This window comes from Pseudomonas sp. xss_4, from assembly GCF_043104125.1.
In the GTDB taxonomy this organism is placed as follows: Bacteria; Pseudomonadota; Gammaproteobacteria; order Pseudomonadales; family Pseudomonadaceae; genus Aquipseudomonas; species Aquipseudomonas parafulva_B.
In genome coordinates, this window is the sequence record NZ_JBICKJ010000071.1 from 182427 (window position 1) to 197894 (window position 15468).

A 15468-nucleotide genomic window follows, 5' to 3' on the forward strand; every position below is an offset into this window, starting at 1 on the left:
TGAACATCAGGCAAGGCGGAGTGTTACATGCGAATTCTGGTCACTGGCGCGAGTGGCTTCATCGGCGGGCGTTTCGCTCGGCTGGCCCTGGAGCGGGGGCTGGATGTGCGGGTCAGTGGCCGGCGTGCCGAAGGTGTGGAGCATCTGGTGCGGCGTGGCGCGCAGTTCATCCCGGGCGACCTTGGCGACGCGGAATTGGCCCGGCGCCTGTGCCAGGGCGTCGAGGCCGTGGTGCATTGCGCCGGTGCTGTGGGGCACTGGGGGCCCTATCAGACGTTCGCCCAGGGCAACGTGGTGGTCACCGAGAACGTCGTCGAAGGCTGCCTGAAGGAACACGTACGTCGTCTTGTGCACCTGTCTTCGCCGTCGATCTACTTCAATGGTCGTTCACGCATGGCCATTGGCGAGGATCAGGTGCCCGGCCGGTTTGCCAATCACTACGCCAGGACCAAGTTCATTGCCGAACAGAAGGTTTTCGGCGCCCAGGAGTTTGGCCTCGAAGTGTTGGCGCTGCGCCCACGTTTCGTCATCGGTGCCGGCGATACGAGCCTGCTGCCGCGGCTGGTGCACCTGCAACGCAAAGGCAGGCTGGCAATTATCGGCAACGGCTTGAACAAAGTTGACTTCACCAGTATTCACAACCTGAACGAAGCGCTGTACAGCGCAGTGTTCGCTGACGGGCGCGCGCTTGGGCAAGCATACAACATCAGCAATGGCCAGCCCTTGCCGTTATGGGACGTGATCAACTATGTCCTGCGCCAGCTTCAGCTCCCCCAGGTCACCCGCTACCGAGGCTATGGGCTGGCCTACGGCCTGGCCGCGCTCAACGAGGCGGCGTGCGCCCTATGGCCGGGGCGGCCCGAGCCTACGCTGTCACGCCTGGCCATGCAGGTGATGAGTCGCGATTTTACCCTGGACATCAGCCGCGCCAGTCAGTACCTGGGCTACCAGCCCACCACTAGCGTATGGGCGGCATTGGACGAATTCTGCACCTGGTGGAAACACCAGCCGCCTGGCCGGTAAGCGCTCACCACGACGTCGGGCATCACCTGGCTGCGCGCGCGGTTTATAATCCCGCTTATTTGCAACCTCTGTGGTGGGATGCTCATGCGCTTTGATGCTCGCGATGATTTCGATGATGTACCGGCCTTGCGCGCAGGGACGCCGGATGACGACGATGAGGTGCTTGCGGCCCATGTCCCGCGCAGTCGTCGTCAAGCGACCAGGCCACCGAGCACCGGCCCGTTGTGGGCGATGCTGGTGGCCGCGTTCATCGCCCTGGGTTGTCTAGGGTGGTGGAGCTATCGGCAGATCTCCCTGATGGAGCAGCAACTGGTCGCCACCCAGGAGAGCTTCGCGCGCATCAGCGAAGACGCGGCAGGGCGATTGCAAGCGATCAGCGGCAAGGTCGAAGCCAGCGCCTCGTCCAACAACAGTGGCAGTGAAGCCCTCAAGCAGCAGATCAGCCAGTTGCAGGCCAGTCTGGCCGAACAGGGCAAGCAGCAGGCGGGTGTGGCGGGCCAGGCCGGGGACCTTGGCAAGCGCCTGGAGCAGGTCCTGGCCGACACCCGTGAACAGCAGAGGGCGGTGACAGAACTGCAAACGCAGTTGCAGGCGCAGTTGAAGGCGGTGAACGGCGAGTTGGCAGCGCTCAAGTCGGGCCAGGTCGATGGGGGCAAGCTCGACGGGCAACTCAAGAGCCTGAGCGAGGAAGTGGCGGCGCTGAAAAAACAAGGCAACCCCAAGGCCGCCATCGAAAGCCTGGAGCAGGATGTGCTGGTGCTCAAAAGCCAGCTGGACAACCGCCCCAATACCACGGCCGGCGGTGGCGCATCGGTGCAGGAGTTCGACGCGTTTCGTGGTCAGATGACCCGTAACCTGAACAACGTCCAGAGCCAGTTGCAGAACCTGCAACAGCAGATCAACGCCAAGCCTTGACCGGGAAGGACAGGGGCCGGGTCCTGGCCCCTGTCTAAGGCCTTACAGGCGTGGGTAATCGATGTACCCCACCGGACCTTGGCCATAGAACGTTTCTGGGTGAGCTTCGTTCAATGGCGCATCGCCAGCCAGGCGTGCAGGCAAGTCCGGGTTGGCGATGAACGGCACGCCAAAGGCCACGGCATCAGCCTTGCCATTGGCCAAGGCCGCATTGGCACTGGCCTTGTCGAAACCTTCGTTGACGATATAGACGCCGCCAAATGCTGCTTTGAGTGCAGGGCCAAGGCTGTCGTCGCGCTCACGTTCCCGTGAGCAGATGAAGGCAATGCCACGCTTGCCCAACTCCCGCGCCACATACGTGAAGGTCTGGGCACGGTCGGTATCGCCCATGTCGTGGGCATCGGCGCGCGGCGCCAAGTGCATCCCGACGCGCTGCGCTCCCCATACCTGGACTACGGCGTCGGTGATCTCCAGCAGCAGGCGGGCCCGGTTTTCCAGCGAGCCGCCGTACGCGTCAGTACGCTGGTTGGTGCTGCTTTGCAGGAACTGGTCGAGCAGATAGCCGTTGGCGCCATGAATCTCGACGCCGTCAAAGCCTGCGGCCTTGGCGTTTTCGGCGCCCGTGCGGAAGGCCTCGACGATGTCGCTGATCTCTTCGGTATCCAGCGCCCGAGGCGTGGGGTAGTCGCTGAGCGGGCGAACCAGACTCACGTGCCCCTTGGGTTGGATGGCGCTGGGTGCGACCGGTAACTGGCCATCGAGGTAGCGTGGATGGGAAATGCGGCCGACATGCCACAGCTGCAAGAAGATTCGGCCGCCAGCGGCATGCACGGCATTGGTGACATTGGTCCAGCCCCTGACCTGTTCAGCGCTCCATATGCCCGGCGTGTCCGGGTAGCCCACGCCCATGGGGCTGACCGAGGTCGCCTCGCTGATGATCAGGCCGGCACTGGCACGTTGCACATAGTATTCGGCCATCAGTGCGTTCGGCACGCGGCCGGCGTCTGCGCGGCAGCGGGTGAGTGGGGCCATGATGATGCGATTGGGCAGTTCCAGGTCGCCCAGGGTGATTGGATCGAATAGCGTGGTCATGACGGATACCTGAGAGTCAAAGGGAGTCGCAAAGCTTTAAGTGTTCCGAACAGATAGCCAGACGGTATATCGCTCGGCGGCGATGCATTCCAGGCAAGTGATAGACTGGCGCCATGAATTATCTTGCACACCTTCACCTTGGGGGACCAGCCCCACAGCAGTTGCTGGGCAGCCTCTACGGGGACTTTGTCAAAGGCTCGCTGGAAGGGCGGTTCGCGCCGCAAATCGAGGCGTCCATCCGCCTGCACCGACACATCGACAGTTTCACCGACGCACACCCTGTCGTGCTGGCCTCCCTGGCGCGTTTTACGCAGGTGCGACGCCGGTTTGCGGGGATTGCGCTGGACGTCTTCTTCGACCATTGCCTGGCGCGCCACTGGCCTGAATATGGGCACCAGCCGCTGCGTCAGTTCACCCATGGGTTCTATCAGGTGCTGTTGGCCGAGCCCGCGCTGCCGGGCCGGTTGGCCCACATCGCGCCTTCCATGGCGCAGTCTGACTGGCTGGGCTCCTATGCTGACTTCGCCACGCTGGAGCAGGTGTTCGCCGGGATCGCCCGGCGCTTGTCACGGCCTGAAGGCTTGGCAGGGGTCATGGAGGAACTTGATCGCCTGTACGTGCCGTTGCTCGATGATTTCCGCGCGTTCTACCCCCTGGTACAAGCCTTCGCTGCCAGCCATCGGGCACAGGCCGGCCCGCTCGTTGATTGACTGATCTGCCGCGTGGTTGGCGCCAGGGCGCTGCGTTCAGGTGGCGGTCGCACACGGCCTGTGAAGTACCGGTGGCTCTGGTGTGCCGTAGAGCGCCTGATGGATCGAACGCTGGGCCTGGAGCGCCAGCAGCGTGCGGCCCTTGCCATGACTTGTCAGTGGATCGAGCAGGTGAATGCGTACTTGGCCGCGAGGTTGTGCCAGCAACCGCAGCAGGTGTGACACTAGATCATCATCCCCCACGAAGGGCGCCAAGGAGTCGATCTGGCCCCGCCGCTGGTATTGGATGGCCACCGGTTGCACGGCGATGCCCTGGTCGATGGCTGCCGCCAACAGGCGCCCATGAAACGTCCTGAGCTGGTGCCCGTCGGTGGTCGTGCCTTCGGGGAACAGCAGCATGGGGTGGCCTGTGACCAACTGCTGGCCGATCTGCACGCGTAGCTGCTGCCCATCGCCGGCGCCGCGCCTGATGAACAGGGTGCCTGCCTGCTCGGCCAGCCACCCGGCAAGCGGCCAGTGCCGGACCTCCGCCTTGGACAGAAACGACATAGGCGCCAGCATGCCCAGCAGGGGGATGTCGGTCCAGGACACATGGTTGCCGACCCACAGCATGGGCGTGCTCGGCAGCTTGCCCGTCACGCAGACTTCGAAGGGCAGTGCTGCTACCAGGCGCCGCATGAACAGCCGGGTCCAGCGTTGCCGGCGTTCGAGCGAGGTTTTGATGCCAAGGTGCATCCCGATGACGAGCAGGCTGGCCATCAGCAGCCCCAGCACCACCACCAGCAGCATGTGAACCAGGCGCCCCACCTGCCGAAGACGGCCCCTCACACAGCGGCCTTGAAGTGACGGGCGTAGCGCGGGCACAGCGCCTCGCGCTTGAGCAGGATGAACACATCGGCGACCTGGAAGTCTTCATCCCAGCACGGCTCGCCACAGACCTTGGCGCCCAGGCGCATGTAGGCCTTGAGCAAGGCCGGCATCTGGGCGCTCACGTTATCCGGCAACGTCAGCGGCGGCAGCGGATTGCGGGGTTCGGCACGCAGGTCCTGGGTGCACAGGTGGCGTTCGCGCAGGCGTTGCATGACGGCATGCGCCTGCACCCCGCCGTCCTGCATCGAGATGCTGGCGCAACCCATCAGGTAGCGATAACCGCCTTCGTTGAGTACGTCGGCCAGCTCGCTCCAGAGCGTGGCAATGGTGCCCCCGTTGCGGTACGGCGCGGCCACACAGGTACGACCCACTTCCAGGATAGGGCCCTGGAGTTGCAGCAGCCCTTGCAGGCTGAACCCCTCCTCGCTGTAGAAGCGGCCCAGGTTGCTGGCCGCCTCGTGGTCGAGCAGTCGCGTGGTGGCCACCAGCCGTCCGCTGGTGACATCGCGTACGCCGATATGGCGGCAGTGCGGGTCAAATTCGTCCTGGTCCAGGCCGTGCTCGGCACCCTTGAACCTTGCGTCGAACGCTTCGCTGAAGACCTGATAGCGCAGGGCCTGAGCCTCCTGCAACGCGGCGTGACCCATCAGGCGCTCGGCGTGCAGGCGGTGTCCGGTGCAGGTGTCGGCAACATGAGCGATTCGCGTCATTACGAGTCTCCATAAAATCAGCCATGCAAGGGTGGCCGGTAGGCTTTTATGTGCGCGTTCAGGCTAGAAACACGGGATGTCATGGCGATGAAGGTTCGATGATGCTTGCATGACCCGCCGGTTGGGCGTGGCGGCGAACGTGCTGGCGCTTGCTGTGCCAAAGACCTGCGCGGTAAGGTGAGTCGCCTGCATTTTCGAGACCCCTCATGCTCAAGTCACTCCGCCTATGGCCTGCACTGCTGCTTGCGTTGTGCCTGCCTGCACACGCCAATTGGCACCTTGACGGCGAGTCGTCTCGCCTGTCGTTCATCACCGGCACCAATGGCGAAGCGGCGCAGGTGCACCGCTTCCTGGTGCTGCATGGCACGGTGGACCGCAAGGGCGCCGCTAGCCTTCGTATCGAGATGGATTCGGTCAGCAGCGGCGTCCCGTTGCGGGATGAGCGCATGCGGGACACATTGTTCGACGTCGCACGGTTTGCCGAAGCGACCGTGCAGGCGCAACTGGATCTGCGCCCGATCAACGACCTGGCCAACGGTGCGCAGATCGAATTGCGCCTACCGCTGACGGTAACGTTGCACGGTCAGTCCCACCGCTACGACGCCTTGCTGTTGGCCACCCGCCTGGACGAGCGTCGGTTCCAGGTCGTCACCCTGGAGCCTCTGGTGCTGCGCGCCGAGGATTTCGGCCTGATGCCGGGGCTGCAAGCCCTGCGCAAGTTCGCCAACCTTACGGCCATCAACCCATCCGTACCGGTCAATGCGGTACTGATCTTCACTGCACGCTGACATGCCGGGCCCGGTCTTCCCCTGGCGGGATGGCAACCAGTTCGAGCTGCTGATCGATGGGCCACAATTCTTCCCCCGCATGCTGTCGGCCATTGAACATGCCCGGAAGCAGGTCGACCTGGAACTGTACCTGGTCGAGTCCGGGGCCTGCGCCGAGGCTGTGGTCCAGGTGCTGGAGCAGACGGCCCACCGCGGGGTACGGGTGCGCTGCCTGTTCGATTATTACGGGTCGCTGGCCTTGAGCGCCAAGCTGCGGCAACGTCTGCTGGATGCCGGCGTTTACCTGCGCTGGTACAACCGGCTGCATTGGAAACGCGGGCTGCGCAATCTGTACCGCGACCATCGCAAGTTGCTTGTGGTCGACGAGCAGTGGGCGGTGGTGGGCGGTACCGGGGTTACCGATGAGTTCTGGCAACCGGGCCAGCCCAGCAGCGAATGGCACGAGGTGATGGTGCTGATGCAAGGCCCGGTGGTGAGCGACTGGCAATTGCTGTTCGATCGCCAGTGGCAGGCCAACCATCGCCGCACGGCCTGGCGCCCTGCCGAGGGCTTCGGCCTGCCGCGCCTGCCCAAGGTGCCTGCGCAAGGGCAGGGCATGGGCCGGGTGGCCTATGCCGACGCCCGCCAGCATCAGGACATCCTGCATTCATTGGTACGTGCCCTCAACAGCGGCAAGCAGCGCATTTGGCTGGCCACGCCTTACTTTCTGCCGACCTGGAGCGTGCGTCGCTCGCTGCGCCGCGCAGCTGGCAAGGGCGTCGATGTGCGGTTGCTGCTCACCGGCCCGCGCACCGATCATCCTTCGGTACGGTATGCCGGTCACCGGTACTATCCACGCCTGCTGCGCGCTGGCGTGCGTATTTTCGAGTATCAGCCGTGCTTTCTGCACCTGAAGATGGTGGTGGTGGACGATTGGGTAAGCATCGGCTCCTGCAACTTCGACCATTGGAACCTGCGCTTCAATCTGGAGGCCAATATAGAAGCGTTGGACCTGCCGCTGACGAGCGCGGTGGTCGAAAGTTTCGAACGCGATTTTGCCCTGAGCGAGGAAGTTGACCTGGCGCATTGGAACGCCAGGCCGTTCTGGCGACGGGTCAAACAGCGCATCTGGGGATGGCTGGACCGGTTGGTGGCCAACGTGCTCGACCGGCGCGACTGAGCGCAGCTATCGTGCAATGACGGTTCACAGGCAATCGAGGGAATGGATGCGATGACGGTTAAGAAGATACTCATGCTGGTGGGCGATTACGTCGAGGACTACGAGGTCATGGTGCCCTTCCAGGCGCTGAGCATGGTTGGGCATACCGTGCACGCCGTGTGCCCGGAAAAGGTGGCGGGCCAGACCGTGCGCACGGCTATCCACGACTTCGAAGGCGACCAGACCTACAGTGAAAAGCCGGGGCACCAGTTTGCCCTGAACCACGATTTCGTCCGGGCCCGCGCCGAAAGTTACGATGCACTGGTAATCCCGGGCGGGCGTGCCCCGGAATACCTGCGCCTTAACGAGAAAGTGCTCGAGCTGGTGCGAGCGTTCGACCAGGCAGGCAAGCCCATCGCTGCCGTGTGTCACGGCGCCCAGTTGCTAGCCGCTGCCGGGGTGCTCAAAGGCCGGGAGTGCAGTGCGTACCCGGCCTGCGCGCCCGAGGTGCGCCTGGCCGGCGGCACCTATATCGACATTGCGGTGGACCAGGCCCATGTGGACGGCAACCTGGTCACTGCGCCCGCCTGGCCGGCTCACCCTGCGTGGTTGGCGGCGTTTTTGAAGGTGTTGGGCACCCGTATCCTCTGACTCATCAGGCCGGCCAGTCCATGGGTCAGCCGACTTGCTCGACCCAATCGTTGAGGTTGTAGTAGTTGGTTACGCGGGCGATCTTGCCGCAATGGATATAGAAGAACGCGCCGGCCGGCAGGACATAGGTCTGGCCGGTGGCCGCAGGCAGGCCTTCGTCATCGGCCACATATTGCCCGTGCACGGTGAATTCCGCCGCCGCGCGACTGCCGTCGGCATTCTGCATCACCACGATGTCGGCCAGGCGCTCGCGGTAGCAGCGGTTCATCTTGTCCATGAAGGCGGCGAACCTGGCCTTGCCCATCTGCCGCTCACCCTGATTGATGTCGTGAATCACATCTTCGCTGAGCAGGGCCAGAAACCCTGGCATGTCACCTGCGTTGAACGCGGCGTAGTAAGCGTTTACCAATTCGGTAGCGGTCATGGAACATTACCTGTCGTGTAGGGAAAAGGCGTGTCGTTGGCCTGGATGATAGGGTTTCCCCTCAAGCCCGGCTTAGCCGAGCGCGTCATCCACATCGACAAAACGACCGCCAAGCATGCAAATACGCCTACTGCACGGCGCCGCCATCGCGCCCTATATCGATGACCTCGCTCGTCTGCGCCTAACTGTGTTCCGCGAGTTCCCCTACCTCTACGATGGCTCGCCCGAGTACGAAGCCGACTACCTGGCCGCCTATGCCCGTTCCGGGCGCAGCCTGGTGGTGCTGGCCATGGATGAGGACAAGGTAGTGGGCGCCTCCACGGGCCTGCCCCTGGTCGACGTTGCGCCCGAGTTCCAGGAGCCGTTCGTGGCCCAGGGCCGCGACCCGGCCAGCGTCTACTATTTCGGCGAGTCTGTGGTTCTGCCGCCATACCGAGGGCAGGGGCTTGGGGTACGTTTTTTCATCGAACGCGAATCCTATGCCCACAAACTGGCCGAGTTCGATTACTGCGCGTTCTGCGCCGTGGAGCGGCCCGGTGTACATCCGCGCCGCCCGGCCGACTACAAGCCTTTGCATGGGTTCTGGCGCAACCGCGGTTTCCTCCATGACCCATCACTGCGTACCCGGTATGCCTGGCGCGACCTGGACGAGCAGGAAAGCTCGGACAAGCTGATGTCGTTCTGGCTCAAGGAACTGCCCCTTTGATCCGTGTCGCGGCCTGCCAATACGCCATTGAGCTGCACGAAACCTGGGAGGCTTATGCCGACCACCTGCAGGGCTTGTGTGCAGAGGCGGTGGAGGCGGGCGCGCGCCTGCTGCTGCTGCCCGAATATGCAGGGCTGGTGCTCAGCGGGCAGCTGACACCCGAGCAGCGGGGGGACCTGAAGGCTTCCATTGCAGGCATCCAGCCTTTGATCGAGCCGTGGAAGGCCCTGTGTGCAGGCCTGGCCAAGCGTTGGGGCATCTACCTGCAACCAGGCACGCTTCCGGTACTGGACAGCGACGGCGCCTACCGCAACCGCGCCTGGCTGTTTGGCCCCAAAGGCGCGCTAGGGCATCAGGACAAGCTGATGATGACCCGCTTCGAGCGGGAACAGTGGGGCATTGCCGCAGGCCATGGGCTGACGGTGTTCGACACCGATCTGGGCCGTCTTGGCATCCTGGTCTGTTACGACAATGAGTTCCCGCTCTTGGCACGCCGGTTGGCAGAGCGTGGGGCCGACCTGATCCTGGCGCCCAGCTGCACCGACACCGAAGCCGGCTATCACCGTGTACGGATCGGGGCTCAGGCACGCGCCTTGGAAAACCAGCTGGCCGTGTTGCAGAGCCCGACCGTGGGGCTGGCACCCTGGTCGCCGGCATTGGACGAGAACCTAGGCCGGGCAGGGCTGTTCGTGCCGCCTGATCGTGGCATGCCGGGAGATGGGGTAATGGCACTGAGCGAATCGCTCGACCCGCAGTGCAGCCGTTGGCTGGTGTGCGATCTGGACCTGGAGGCCGTGCGCCGGGTCAGGCAGCAGGGGCAGGTATTTACCCGCAGGGACTGGCCCGAACAATTCGAACGTCTTTAAACGCAACGGCGGCGGGCCCTGGCATCAAGGTCCGCCGCCGCAGGTTGGGCTGCGCATGGCTGCGCACGCGAGCGGCCCGTGAAAGCGCCGCCCGCTGTTGCCATGGGTTACTTCACTTCGACGGCCAGGCTCTGGGCAATCTTGTTCTGCCACAAGGCGGGGCCTGTGATGTGCACCGACTCACCGTTGCTGTCCACGGCCACGGTCACGGGCATGTCCTTGACCTCGAACTCGTAGATGGCTTCCATGCCCAGTTCGGCAAAGGCCAGGACCTTGGATTTGCGGATGGCTTGCGCAACCAGATAGGCGGCGCCACCTACAGCCATCAGGTAGACGGCCTTGTTGTCCTTGATCGCTTCGATGGCGGTCGGGCCGCGCTCGGACTTGCCGATCATGCCCAGCAGACCGGTCTGCTCCAGGATCTGGCGGGTGAACTTGTCCATGCGCGTGGCGGTGGTGGGGCCAGCAGGGCCGACCACTTCGTCGCCTACCGGGTCGACCGGGCCGACGTAGTAGATGAAGCGGCCCTTGAGATCCACCGGCAGTGCTTCGCCGCGGTTGAGCATTTCGACCATGCGCTTGTGGGCTGCGTCCCGGCCGGTCAGCATCTTGCCGTTGAGCAGGATGGTTTCACCCGGTTTCCAGCTGGCCACTTCTTCGGGCGTGATGCTGTCGAGGTTGACACGACGGGCGCTTGGCCCCGCTTCCCAGACGATCTCGGGGTAGGCGTCCAGCGAAGGCGCTTCGAGCTCCGCAGGGCCTGTGCCGTCGAGCACGAAGTGGGCGTGGCGAGTGGCCGCGCAGTTGGGGATCATGCACACCGGCAGCGAGGCGGCGTGGGTCGGGTAGTCCATGATCTTGACGTCGAGGACGGTGGTCAGGCCACCGAGGCCCTGGGCGCCGATGCCCAGTTGATTGACCTTCTCGAACAGCTCCAGGCGGATTTCTTCCAGGCGGTTCTGCGGGCCGCGTGCCTTGAGCTCATGGATGTCGATGGACTCCATGAGCACTTCCTTGGCCATGACCGCGGCTTTTTCGGCAGTGCCGCCGATACCGATGCCCAGCATGCCAGGCGGGCACCAGCCAGCGCCCATGGTCGGAACGGTCTTGAGTACCCAGTCGACGATGGAGTCGGACGGGTTGAGCATGGCCATCTTGGACTTGTTTTCCGAACCGCCGCCCTTGGCTGCAACATCCACCTCGACCTTGTCGCCGGGGACGATGGAGTAGTGGATAACGGCCGGCGTGTTGTCCTTGGTGTTCTTGCGGGCACCGGCCGGGTCGGCCAGGATCGATGCGCGCAGCACGTTTTCAGGCAGGTTGTAGGCGCGGCGCACACCTTCGTTGATCATGTCGTCGACGCTCAGGGTGGCGCCGTCCCAGCGCACATCCATACCCACGCGCACGAATACGGTGACGATGCCGGTGTCCTGGCAGATAGGCCGGTGACCGGTGGCACACATGCGCGAGTTGATCAGGATCTGGGCGATGGAGTCGCGCGCAGCCGGCGACTCTTCGCGCAGGTAGGCCTCGTGCATGGCCTGGATGAAATCGACGGGGTGGTAGTACGAGATGAATTGCAGGGCGTCGGCCACGCTCTGAATCAGGTCGTCTTGCTTGATCACGGTCATGCAGCGCGCTCCTCTTAAAGACGGGAACATTCAGTGAGACGTTCGACGGAGCCGACCAGCCTGTCGAAACGCCTTGCAAAGGCGCGCCGACAGTCTGCCGACGCAAAAAAGGCGCGGCAGTATAGCGCGCCTGCCCCTGTGAAACACCTGCGAGTGGTCAGGACCATGGTCTGGCCGGTAGCCGGCATCCTTTTTGCTGCTAGGCACAGGACAGGGCATTAGAATCGACGGGCGCGCGGTCGCGTCCATCGGCACAAGGGGTTTGAACAGGTGAGTGAACATGCCCGAAATTAGGGTGGGCACGCGTTGTTGGGCGGTGCCGACGGGTGCCAACTTGCTCGATGCCCTGAACGAGGCAGGGCTCGGGGTGCCCTACAGCTGCCGCGCAGGGAGCTGCCATGCGTGCCTGGTACGGTGTGAGGACGGGTTGCCCCTCGACGCCCTGCCAGAAGCCCTGGCGCTGGACAGGCATGCCGTGGGATGGCGCCTGGCTTGCCAGTGCCGCGTGGTCGAAGACCTGCGCGTGGAGGTGTTCGATCCGTTGCGCGACGGCGTAGGTGGCACTGTCAAAGAACTGGACTGGTTCGGTGATGTGCTGCGGTTGCGCCTGCGGACCGAGCGCAGCGTCCGCTATCAGCCGGGCCAGCACGCGGTGCTCTGGTTGGGTGGGGTGGCGCGGCCCTATTCGCTGGCCAGCCTGCCGGGTGAAGATGATTACCTGGAGTTTCATATCGATTGCCAGCACCCCGGTGCATTCTGTGACCGGGCGCGGGCGCTGGAAGTGGGGGATGTGTTGCGCGTTGGCGAGGTGAGGGGCGGGGCATTGCATTACGACCTTGACTGGCAGGACAGACCGTTATGGCTACTGGCTGCCGGTACCGGGCTTGCACCGCTGTGGGGCATCGTGCGCGAAGCCTTGCGCCAAGGCCATCAGGGGGAGATCAGGTTGCTGCACGTGGCCCGCGACCGCGCAGGGCACTACTTGGCAGCGCCGTTGCAGCAGTTGCCAGGTGTAAACGTGGAATTGGTGATGGTCGCGCAGCTGGAGGAGGCACTGGCTGCGCTGCGGCCTTCATCGAGACAGACTTTGGCCTTGCTGTGCGGCGCGCCCGCCAGCGTCGAACGCTTTGCCCGACGGCTGTTCATCGCTGGGGTGCCGAGGGGGCAGGTGTTTGCAGACAGCTTTGTCGAGCACGCCTGAGCCGACGTATCTGCGGTGCCTGAACAGGGCCGCTTGCGCACGGGGGAACGCGCGCGAAGCAACCCTGGCTCGTCAGCCGATCAGCCGACCAGCGGATCACCGACATGCAGGATCTTCATGCCGTTGGTCCCGCCGATGGTGTGGTAGCTGTCGCCCTTGGTGAGGATCACCCAGTCACCTTGCTCGACCAGCCCACGCTTGAGCAGTTCGTCCACGGCGGCCTGGCTGACCTTGTCGGCCGGCAGTGATGCCGGGTCGAAATCGATCGGGTAAACACCGCGGAACATCGAGGCACGGGCCTGGGTGGCGCGGTGCGGAGACAGGGCGAAGATTGGCACGTGCGAGCGCAGACGGGACATGATCAGTGGGGTATAACCGCTCTCGGTCAGAGCGATGATCGCCTTCACACCCGGGAAGTGGTTGGCCGTGTACATGGCTGCCAGGGCGATGCTTTCGTCGCAGCGCTCGAACGTGGTGTGCAGGCGGTGGCTGGAGCGCTGGCTGGTCGGGTGCTTCTCGGCACCCAGGCAGATGCGCGCCATGGCCTGGACCGCTTCGATCGGGTATGACCCGGCGGCGCTTTCGGCCGACAGCATCACGGCATCGGTGTTGTCGAGCACGGCGTTTGCCACGTCGGACACTTCGGCACGGGTCGGCATCGGGTTCTGGATCATCGACTCCATCATCTGGGTCGCGACGATCACTGCCTTGTTGTTGCGGCGGGCGTGCTGGATGATCTTCTTCTGGATGGCGATCAGCTCGGCGTCGCCGATTTCCACGCCCAGGTCACCACGGGCAACCATGACGGCGTCGGAGGCTGCAATGAGCTTGTCGAGGGTTTCGTCGTCGGCAACCGCTTCGGCGCGTTCGATCTTGGCCACCAGCCAGGCGCTGCCACCGGACTCGTCACGCAGTTTGCGGGCGTATTCCATGTCGCTGGCGTCACGCGGGAAGGATACGGCCAGGTAGTCCAGGTCCATCTCGGCAGCCAGCTTGATGTCGGCCTTGTCCTTCTCGGTCAGGGCCGGTGCAGTCAGACCGCCACCTTTGCGGTTGATGCCCTTGTGGTCCGACAGCGGGCCACCGATGATCACCACGCAGTGCAGGGCGTCGGCGGTGGCGGTTTCGACGCGCATGACCACGCGGCCATCGTCGAGCAGCAGTTCGTCGCCAACGCCACAGTCCTTGACCAGGTCGGGGTAGTCGATACCGACGATGTCCTGGTTGCCTTCTGTCAGCGGATGAGCGGTCGAGAAGGTGAAGGTGTCACCGACTTTCAGTTCGATGCGCTTGTTGGCGAACTTGGCGATGCGGATCTTCGGACCCTGCAGGTCGCCGAGCAAGGCCACGTGACGGCCATTCTTGGCAGCGATTTCACGGATCAGGCGGGCGCGTGCCTTGTGCTCGTCCGGAGTGCCATGAGAGAAGTTCAGGCGAGCCACGTCCAGGCCGGCGAGGATCAACTGTTCGATCACTTCCGGCGAATTGCTGGCGGGGCCAAGGGTGGCGACGATTTTGGTACGGCGGATGGTCATGCACAGACTCCTATAGTGAAGCGCAGCGAGAGGCTACTCCTGAATCGGGCTGTAGTCATCGTTAGGTTGCACTACCTGCCTTTGGAAAACTGTGCAGGTGACAGGGGCACGGGTTTGTTGGCTGGTATGTGTCGGTCAACAAACGCGGTAAGTGCCGATCGTTGAAGAATCCGATGGGTCGGCCGATATGCTGTTCAGCAAAGGAGAGTCCCATGCGCATGCTGATCGTTTTAGCCCTCGCGGCCAGTGCCGTCGGGTGTACCCGCTGGTCCATGGACCACCATCTCAACAATGCCTACCGCGCTTATGATCGGGGTGATTGCCAGCGGGTAATGCTGGAGCTGTCCCAGGTCGATCGTACCAGCCGCGCCCGGCCGTTCATCCACCCGGAAGTCGCGTTGCTGCGTGGGCAGTGCCTGGAGCGGCAAGCGTTGTATGTGGATGCCGCACAGACCTACCAGTACCTGATCCAGCGCTATCCGGGCAATGAATATGCCTACCGTGCCCAGGCGCGCCTGCAAACACTGGAGAAACTCGGCCACTACCGCGGCGGTGAACCGGCCGTGACCAGGCCAGCGACGAGCGTACCTTGGCGCTAATGCCAAGGTGTGTTGTATTGACAGGGAGATTTGCCGCAGCGTGCGCTAACCTGTCACTCAACTGATACAACAACCGCCAGTACCAGGCATTCCTGGCATCGCGGACGGACTGCCCTTGACGCTATTCAATAAACGACTTATCGACCGCCACCAGCTGCCCTTTGTCCTGAAAGTGTTCAATCGCTTCAACGGCCAGGAGATGGGCCAGCTCGGCAACGCCTCCGAAAACGGCATGATGCTGATCAGCGAACTGCCGGTCATGGTGGGCCCCGATTACGAATTGCAGTTGCGCCTGCCGTTGACGGGGGGTGGGCATCAGTTCGTCAATCTTACGGCCAGTTGCCTGTGGTGCCGCGAGGACCAGACCCCTGGGTATTACGATTCGGGTTTCATGTTGTTGCAGGCCCCTCGCGAATACGATGGCTTTGTACGCTCCCTGCAGGAGTATTTCAGTTTTCGCGCTTCCTCTACCTCGGTTTGACAGGTCGGTATTGCCAACGCTGATGCCTGCCCATGGGACTGGCCCGGGCCAATAGGGGCTGCATAGCACCGCCTACTGGCCCCAGGTCGCTTCATCGGCTCGACGTCAGGCCCGGCTCAACGCGTTAG

At 63.5% G+C, this 15468-nt stretch carries 17 protein-coding genes; 11 read left to right on the forward strand and 6 right to left on the reverse strand.

Annotation, left to right across the window (positions count from 1 at the left end):
* The first annotated feature begins 27 nt into the window (after window positions 1-27).
* Window positions 28-1023 (forward strand): NAD-dependent epimerase/dehydratase family protein, encoded by a 996-nt coding sequence (locus ACF8GB_RS15730; protein WP_392527302.1) that lies wholly within the window; start codon window positions 28-30, stop codon window positions 1021-1023.
* An 84-nt stretch (window positions 1024-1107) separates the two neighbouring features.
* Window positions 1108-1938 carry a hypothetical protein gene (locus tag ACF8GB_RS15735; RefSeq protein WP_058637135.1) on the forward strand — a complete coding sequence of 277 codons (831 nt, stop codon included), beginning with the start codon at window positions 1108-1110 and terminating at the stop codon, window positions 1936-1938.
* A gap of 42 nt (window positions 1939-1980) precedes the next feature.
* Here the strand turns inward: ACF8GB_RS15735 and ACF8GB_RS15740 are convergent, their stop codons facing one another.
* Window positions 1981-3030 carry an alkene reductase gene (locus tag ACF8GB_RS15740; protein ID WP_058637134.1) on the reverse strand — a complete coding sequence of 350 codons (1050 nt, stop codon included), beginning with the start codon at window positions 3028-3030 and terminating at the stop codon, window positions 1981-1983.
* A 113-nt stretch (window positions 3031-3143) separates the two neighbouring features.
* Between ACF8GB_RS15740 and ACF8GB_RS15745 the strand changes: the two genes are divergently transcribed.
* Window positions 3144-3740: an ACP phosphodiesterase gene (locus ACF8GB_RS15745; RefSeq protein WP_058603263.1), complete on the forward strand. Its 597-nt coding sequence runs from the start codon at window positions 3144-3146 to the stop codon at window positions 3738-3740.
* 36 nt (window positions 3741-3776) lie between these two features.
* On the opposite strand, the gene ACF8GB_RS15750 is transcribed toward ACF8GB_RS15745, so the two are convergent.
* Both ACF8GB_RS15750 and ACF8GB_RS15755 read right to left on the reverse strand, forming a co-directional pair.
* Window positions 3777-4529, reverse strand: coding sequence for a 1-acyl-sn-glycerol-3-phosphate acyltransferase (locus ACF8GB_RS15750; RefSeq protein ID WP_058637132.1), 753 nt, complete (start codon window positions 4527-4529; stop codon window positions 3777-3779).
* A gap of 35 nt (window positions 4530-4564) precedes the next feature.
* Window positions 4565-5320 carry a GNAT family N-acetyltransferase gene (locus ACF8GB_RS15755; RefSeq protein ID WP_058603261.1) on the reverse strand — a complete coding sequence of 252 codons (756 nt, stop codon included), beginning with the start codon at window positions 5318-5320 and terminating at the stop codon, window positions 4565-4567.
* A 206-nt stretch (window positions 5321-5526) separates the two neighbouring features.
* Between ACF8GB_RS15755 and ACF8GB_RS15760 the strand changes: the two genes are divergently transcribed.
* The 3 genes from ACF8GB_RS15760 to ACF8GB_RS15770 are packed head-to-tail and all read left to right on the forward strand — an operon-like array spanning window position 5527 to window position 7897.
* Complete coding sequence (locus ACF8GB_RS15760; protein WP_196121581.1) at window positions 5527-6108, forward strand: YceI family protein; 582 nt, start codon at window positions 5527-5529, stop codon at window positions 6106-6108.
* Window position 6109: 1 nt separating this feature from the next.
* A complete protein-coding gene (locus tag ACF8GB_RS15765) occupies window positions 6110-7267 on the forward strand; it encodes a phosphatidylserine/phosphatidylglycerophosphate/cardiolipin synthase family protein (protein WP_182139217.1) in 1158 nt (385 codons plus the stop codon).
* Window positions 7268-7318: 51 nt separating this feature from the next.
* Window positions 7319-7897, forward strand: coding sequence for a DJ-1/PfpI family protein (locus ACF8GB_RS15770; protein WP_058637230.1), 579 nt, complete (start codon window positions 7319-7321; stop codon window positions 7895-7897).
* Window positions 7898-7922: 25 nt separating this feature from the next.
* On the opposite strand, the gene ACF8GB_RS15775 is transcribed toward ACF8GB_RS15770, so the two are convergent.
* Complete coding sequence (locus tag ACF8GB_RS15775) at window positions 7923-8321, reverse strand: nuclear transport factor 2 family protein (RefSeq protein WP_027914521.1); 399 nt, start codon at window positions 8319-8321, stop codon at window positions 7923-7925.
* A gap of 115 nt (window positions 8322-8436) precedes the next feature.
* On the opposite strand from ACF8GB_RS15775, the gene ACF8GB_RS15780 reads away from it, so the two are divergent.
* Window positions 8437-9027, forward strand: a complete 591-nt coding sequence (locus tag ACF8GB_RS15780) for a GNAT family N-acetyltransferase (protein ID WP_058603257.1) — start codon at window positions 8437-8439, stop codon at window positions 9025-9027.
* The gene (locus ACF8GB_RS15785) at window positions 9024-9893 is read left to right on the forward strand and encodes a carbon-nitrogen hydrolase family protein (RefSeq protein WP_058637127.1); all 870 of its coding nucleotides are present in this window, start codon (window positions 9024-9026) and stop codon (window positions 9891-9893) included. Before ACF8GB_RS15780 ends, ACF8GB_RS15785 begins: the two co-directional genes overlap by 4 nt.
* A gap of 107 nt (window positions 9894-10000) precedes the next feature.
* Here the strand turns inward: ACF8GB_RS15785 and ACF8GB_RS15790 are convergent, their stop codons facing one another.
* Entirely contained in the window at window positions 10001-11524 is a 1524-nt protein-coding gene (locus ACF8GB_RS15790) for a fumarate hydratase (protein WP_023534301.1), read from the reverse strand.
* A gap of 280 nt (window positions 11525-11804) precedes the next feature.
* On the opposite strand from ACF8GB_RS15790, the gene ACF8GB_RS15795 reads away from it, so the two are divergent.
* Window positions 11805-12725 (forward strand): iron-sulfur-binding ferredoxin reductase, encoded by a 921-nt coding sequence (locus ACF8GB_RS15795; RefSeq protein WP_392527303.1) that lies wholly within the window; start codon window positions 11805-11807, stop codon window positions 12723-12725.
* An 80-nt stretch (window positions 12726-12805) separates the two neighbouring features.
* On the opposite strand, the gene pyk is transcribed toward ACF8GB_RS15795, so the two are convergent.
* Entirely contained in the window at window positions 12806-14260 is a 1455-nt protein-coding gene (gene pyk / locus ACF8GB_RS15800) for a pyruvate kinase (protein WP_027914526.1), read from the reverse strand.
* 212 nt (window positions 14261-14472) lie between these two features.
* On the opposite strand from pyk, the gene ACF8GB_RS15805 reads away from it, so the two are divergent.
* Window positions 14473-14859: a hypothetical protein gene (locus tag ACF8GB_RS15805; protein WP_023534272.1), complete on the forward strand. Its 387-nt coding sequence runs from the start codon at window positions 14473-14475 to the stop codon at window positions 14857-14859.
* 115 nt (window positions 14860-14974) lie between these two features.
* Window positions 14975-15340: a PilZ domain-containing protein gene (locus tag ACF8GB_RS15810; RefSeq protein WP_196185186.1), complete on the forward strand. Its 366-nt coding sequence runs from the start codon at window positions 14975-14977 to the stop codon at window positions 15338-15340.
* Window positions 15341-15468 lie beyond the last annotated feature (128 nt).

Coding starts and splice junctions, on each gene's coding strand:
- ACF8GB_RS15730 (WP_392527302.1), top strand. CDS start 28: ATGCGAATTCTGGTCACTGGCGCGAGTGGCTTCATCGGCGGGCGTTTC.
- ACF8GB_RS15735 (WP_058637135.1), top strand. CDS start 1,108: ATGCGCTTTGATGCTCGCGATGATTTCGATGATGTACCGGCCTTGCGC.
- ACF8GB_RS15740 (WP_058637134.1), bottom strand. CDS start 3,030: ATGACCACGCTATTCGATCCAATCACCCTGGGCGACCTGGAACTGCCC.
- ACF8GB_RS15745 (WP_058603263.1), top strand. CDS start 3,144: ATGAATTATCTTGCACACCTTCACCTTGGGGGACCAGCCCCACAGCAG.
- ACF8GB_RS15750 (WP_058637132.1), bottom strand. CDS start 4,529: ATGCTGCTGGTGGTGGTGCTGGGGCTGCTGATGGCCAGCCTGCTCGTC.
- ACF8GB_RS15755 (WP_058603261.1), bottom strand. CDS start 5,320: ATGACGCGAATCGCTCATGTTGCCGACACCTGCACCGGACACCGCCTG.
- ACF8GB_RS15760 (WP_196121581.1), top strand. CDS start 5,527: ATGCTCAAGTCACTCCGCCTATGGCCTGCACTGCTGCTTGCGTTGTGC.
- ACF8GB_RS15765 (WP_182139217.1), top strand. CDS start 6,110: ATGCCGGGCCCGGTCTTCCCCTGGCGGGATGGCAACCAGTTCGAGCTG.
- ACF8GB_RS15770 (WP_058637230.1), top strand. CDS start 7,319: ATGACGGTTAAGAAGATACTCATGCTGGTGGGCGATTACGTCGAGGAC.
- ACF8GB_RS15775 (WP_027914521.1), bottom strand. CDS start 8,321: ATGACCGCTACCGAATTGGTAAACGCTTACTACGCCGCGTTCAACGCA.
- ACF8GB_RS15780 (WP_058603257.1), top strand. CDS start 8,437: ATGCAAATACGCCTACTGCACGGCGCCGCCATCGCGCCCTATATCGAT.
- ACF8GB_RS15790 (WP_023534301.1), bottom strand. CDS start 11,524: ATGACCGTGATCAAGCAAGACGACCTGATTCAGAGCGTGGCCGACGCC.
- ACF8GB_RS15795 (WP_392527303.1), top strand. CDS start 11,805: ATGCCCGAAATTAGGGTGGGCACGCGTTGTTGGGCGGTGCCGACGGGT.
- pyk (WP_027914526.1), bottom strand. CDS start 14,260: ATGACCATCCGCCGTACCAAAATCGTCGCCACCCTTGGCCCCGCCAGC.
- ACF8GB_RS15805 (WP_023534272.1), top strand. CDS start 14,473: ATGCGCATGCTGATCGTTTTAGCCCTCGCGGCCAGTGCCGTCGGGTGT.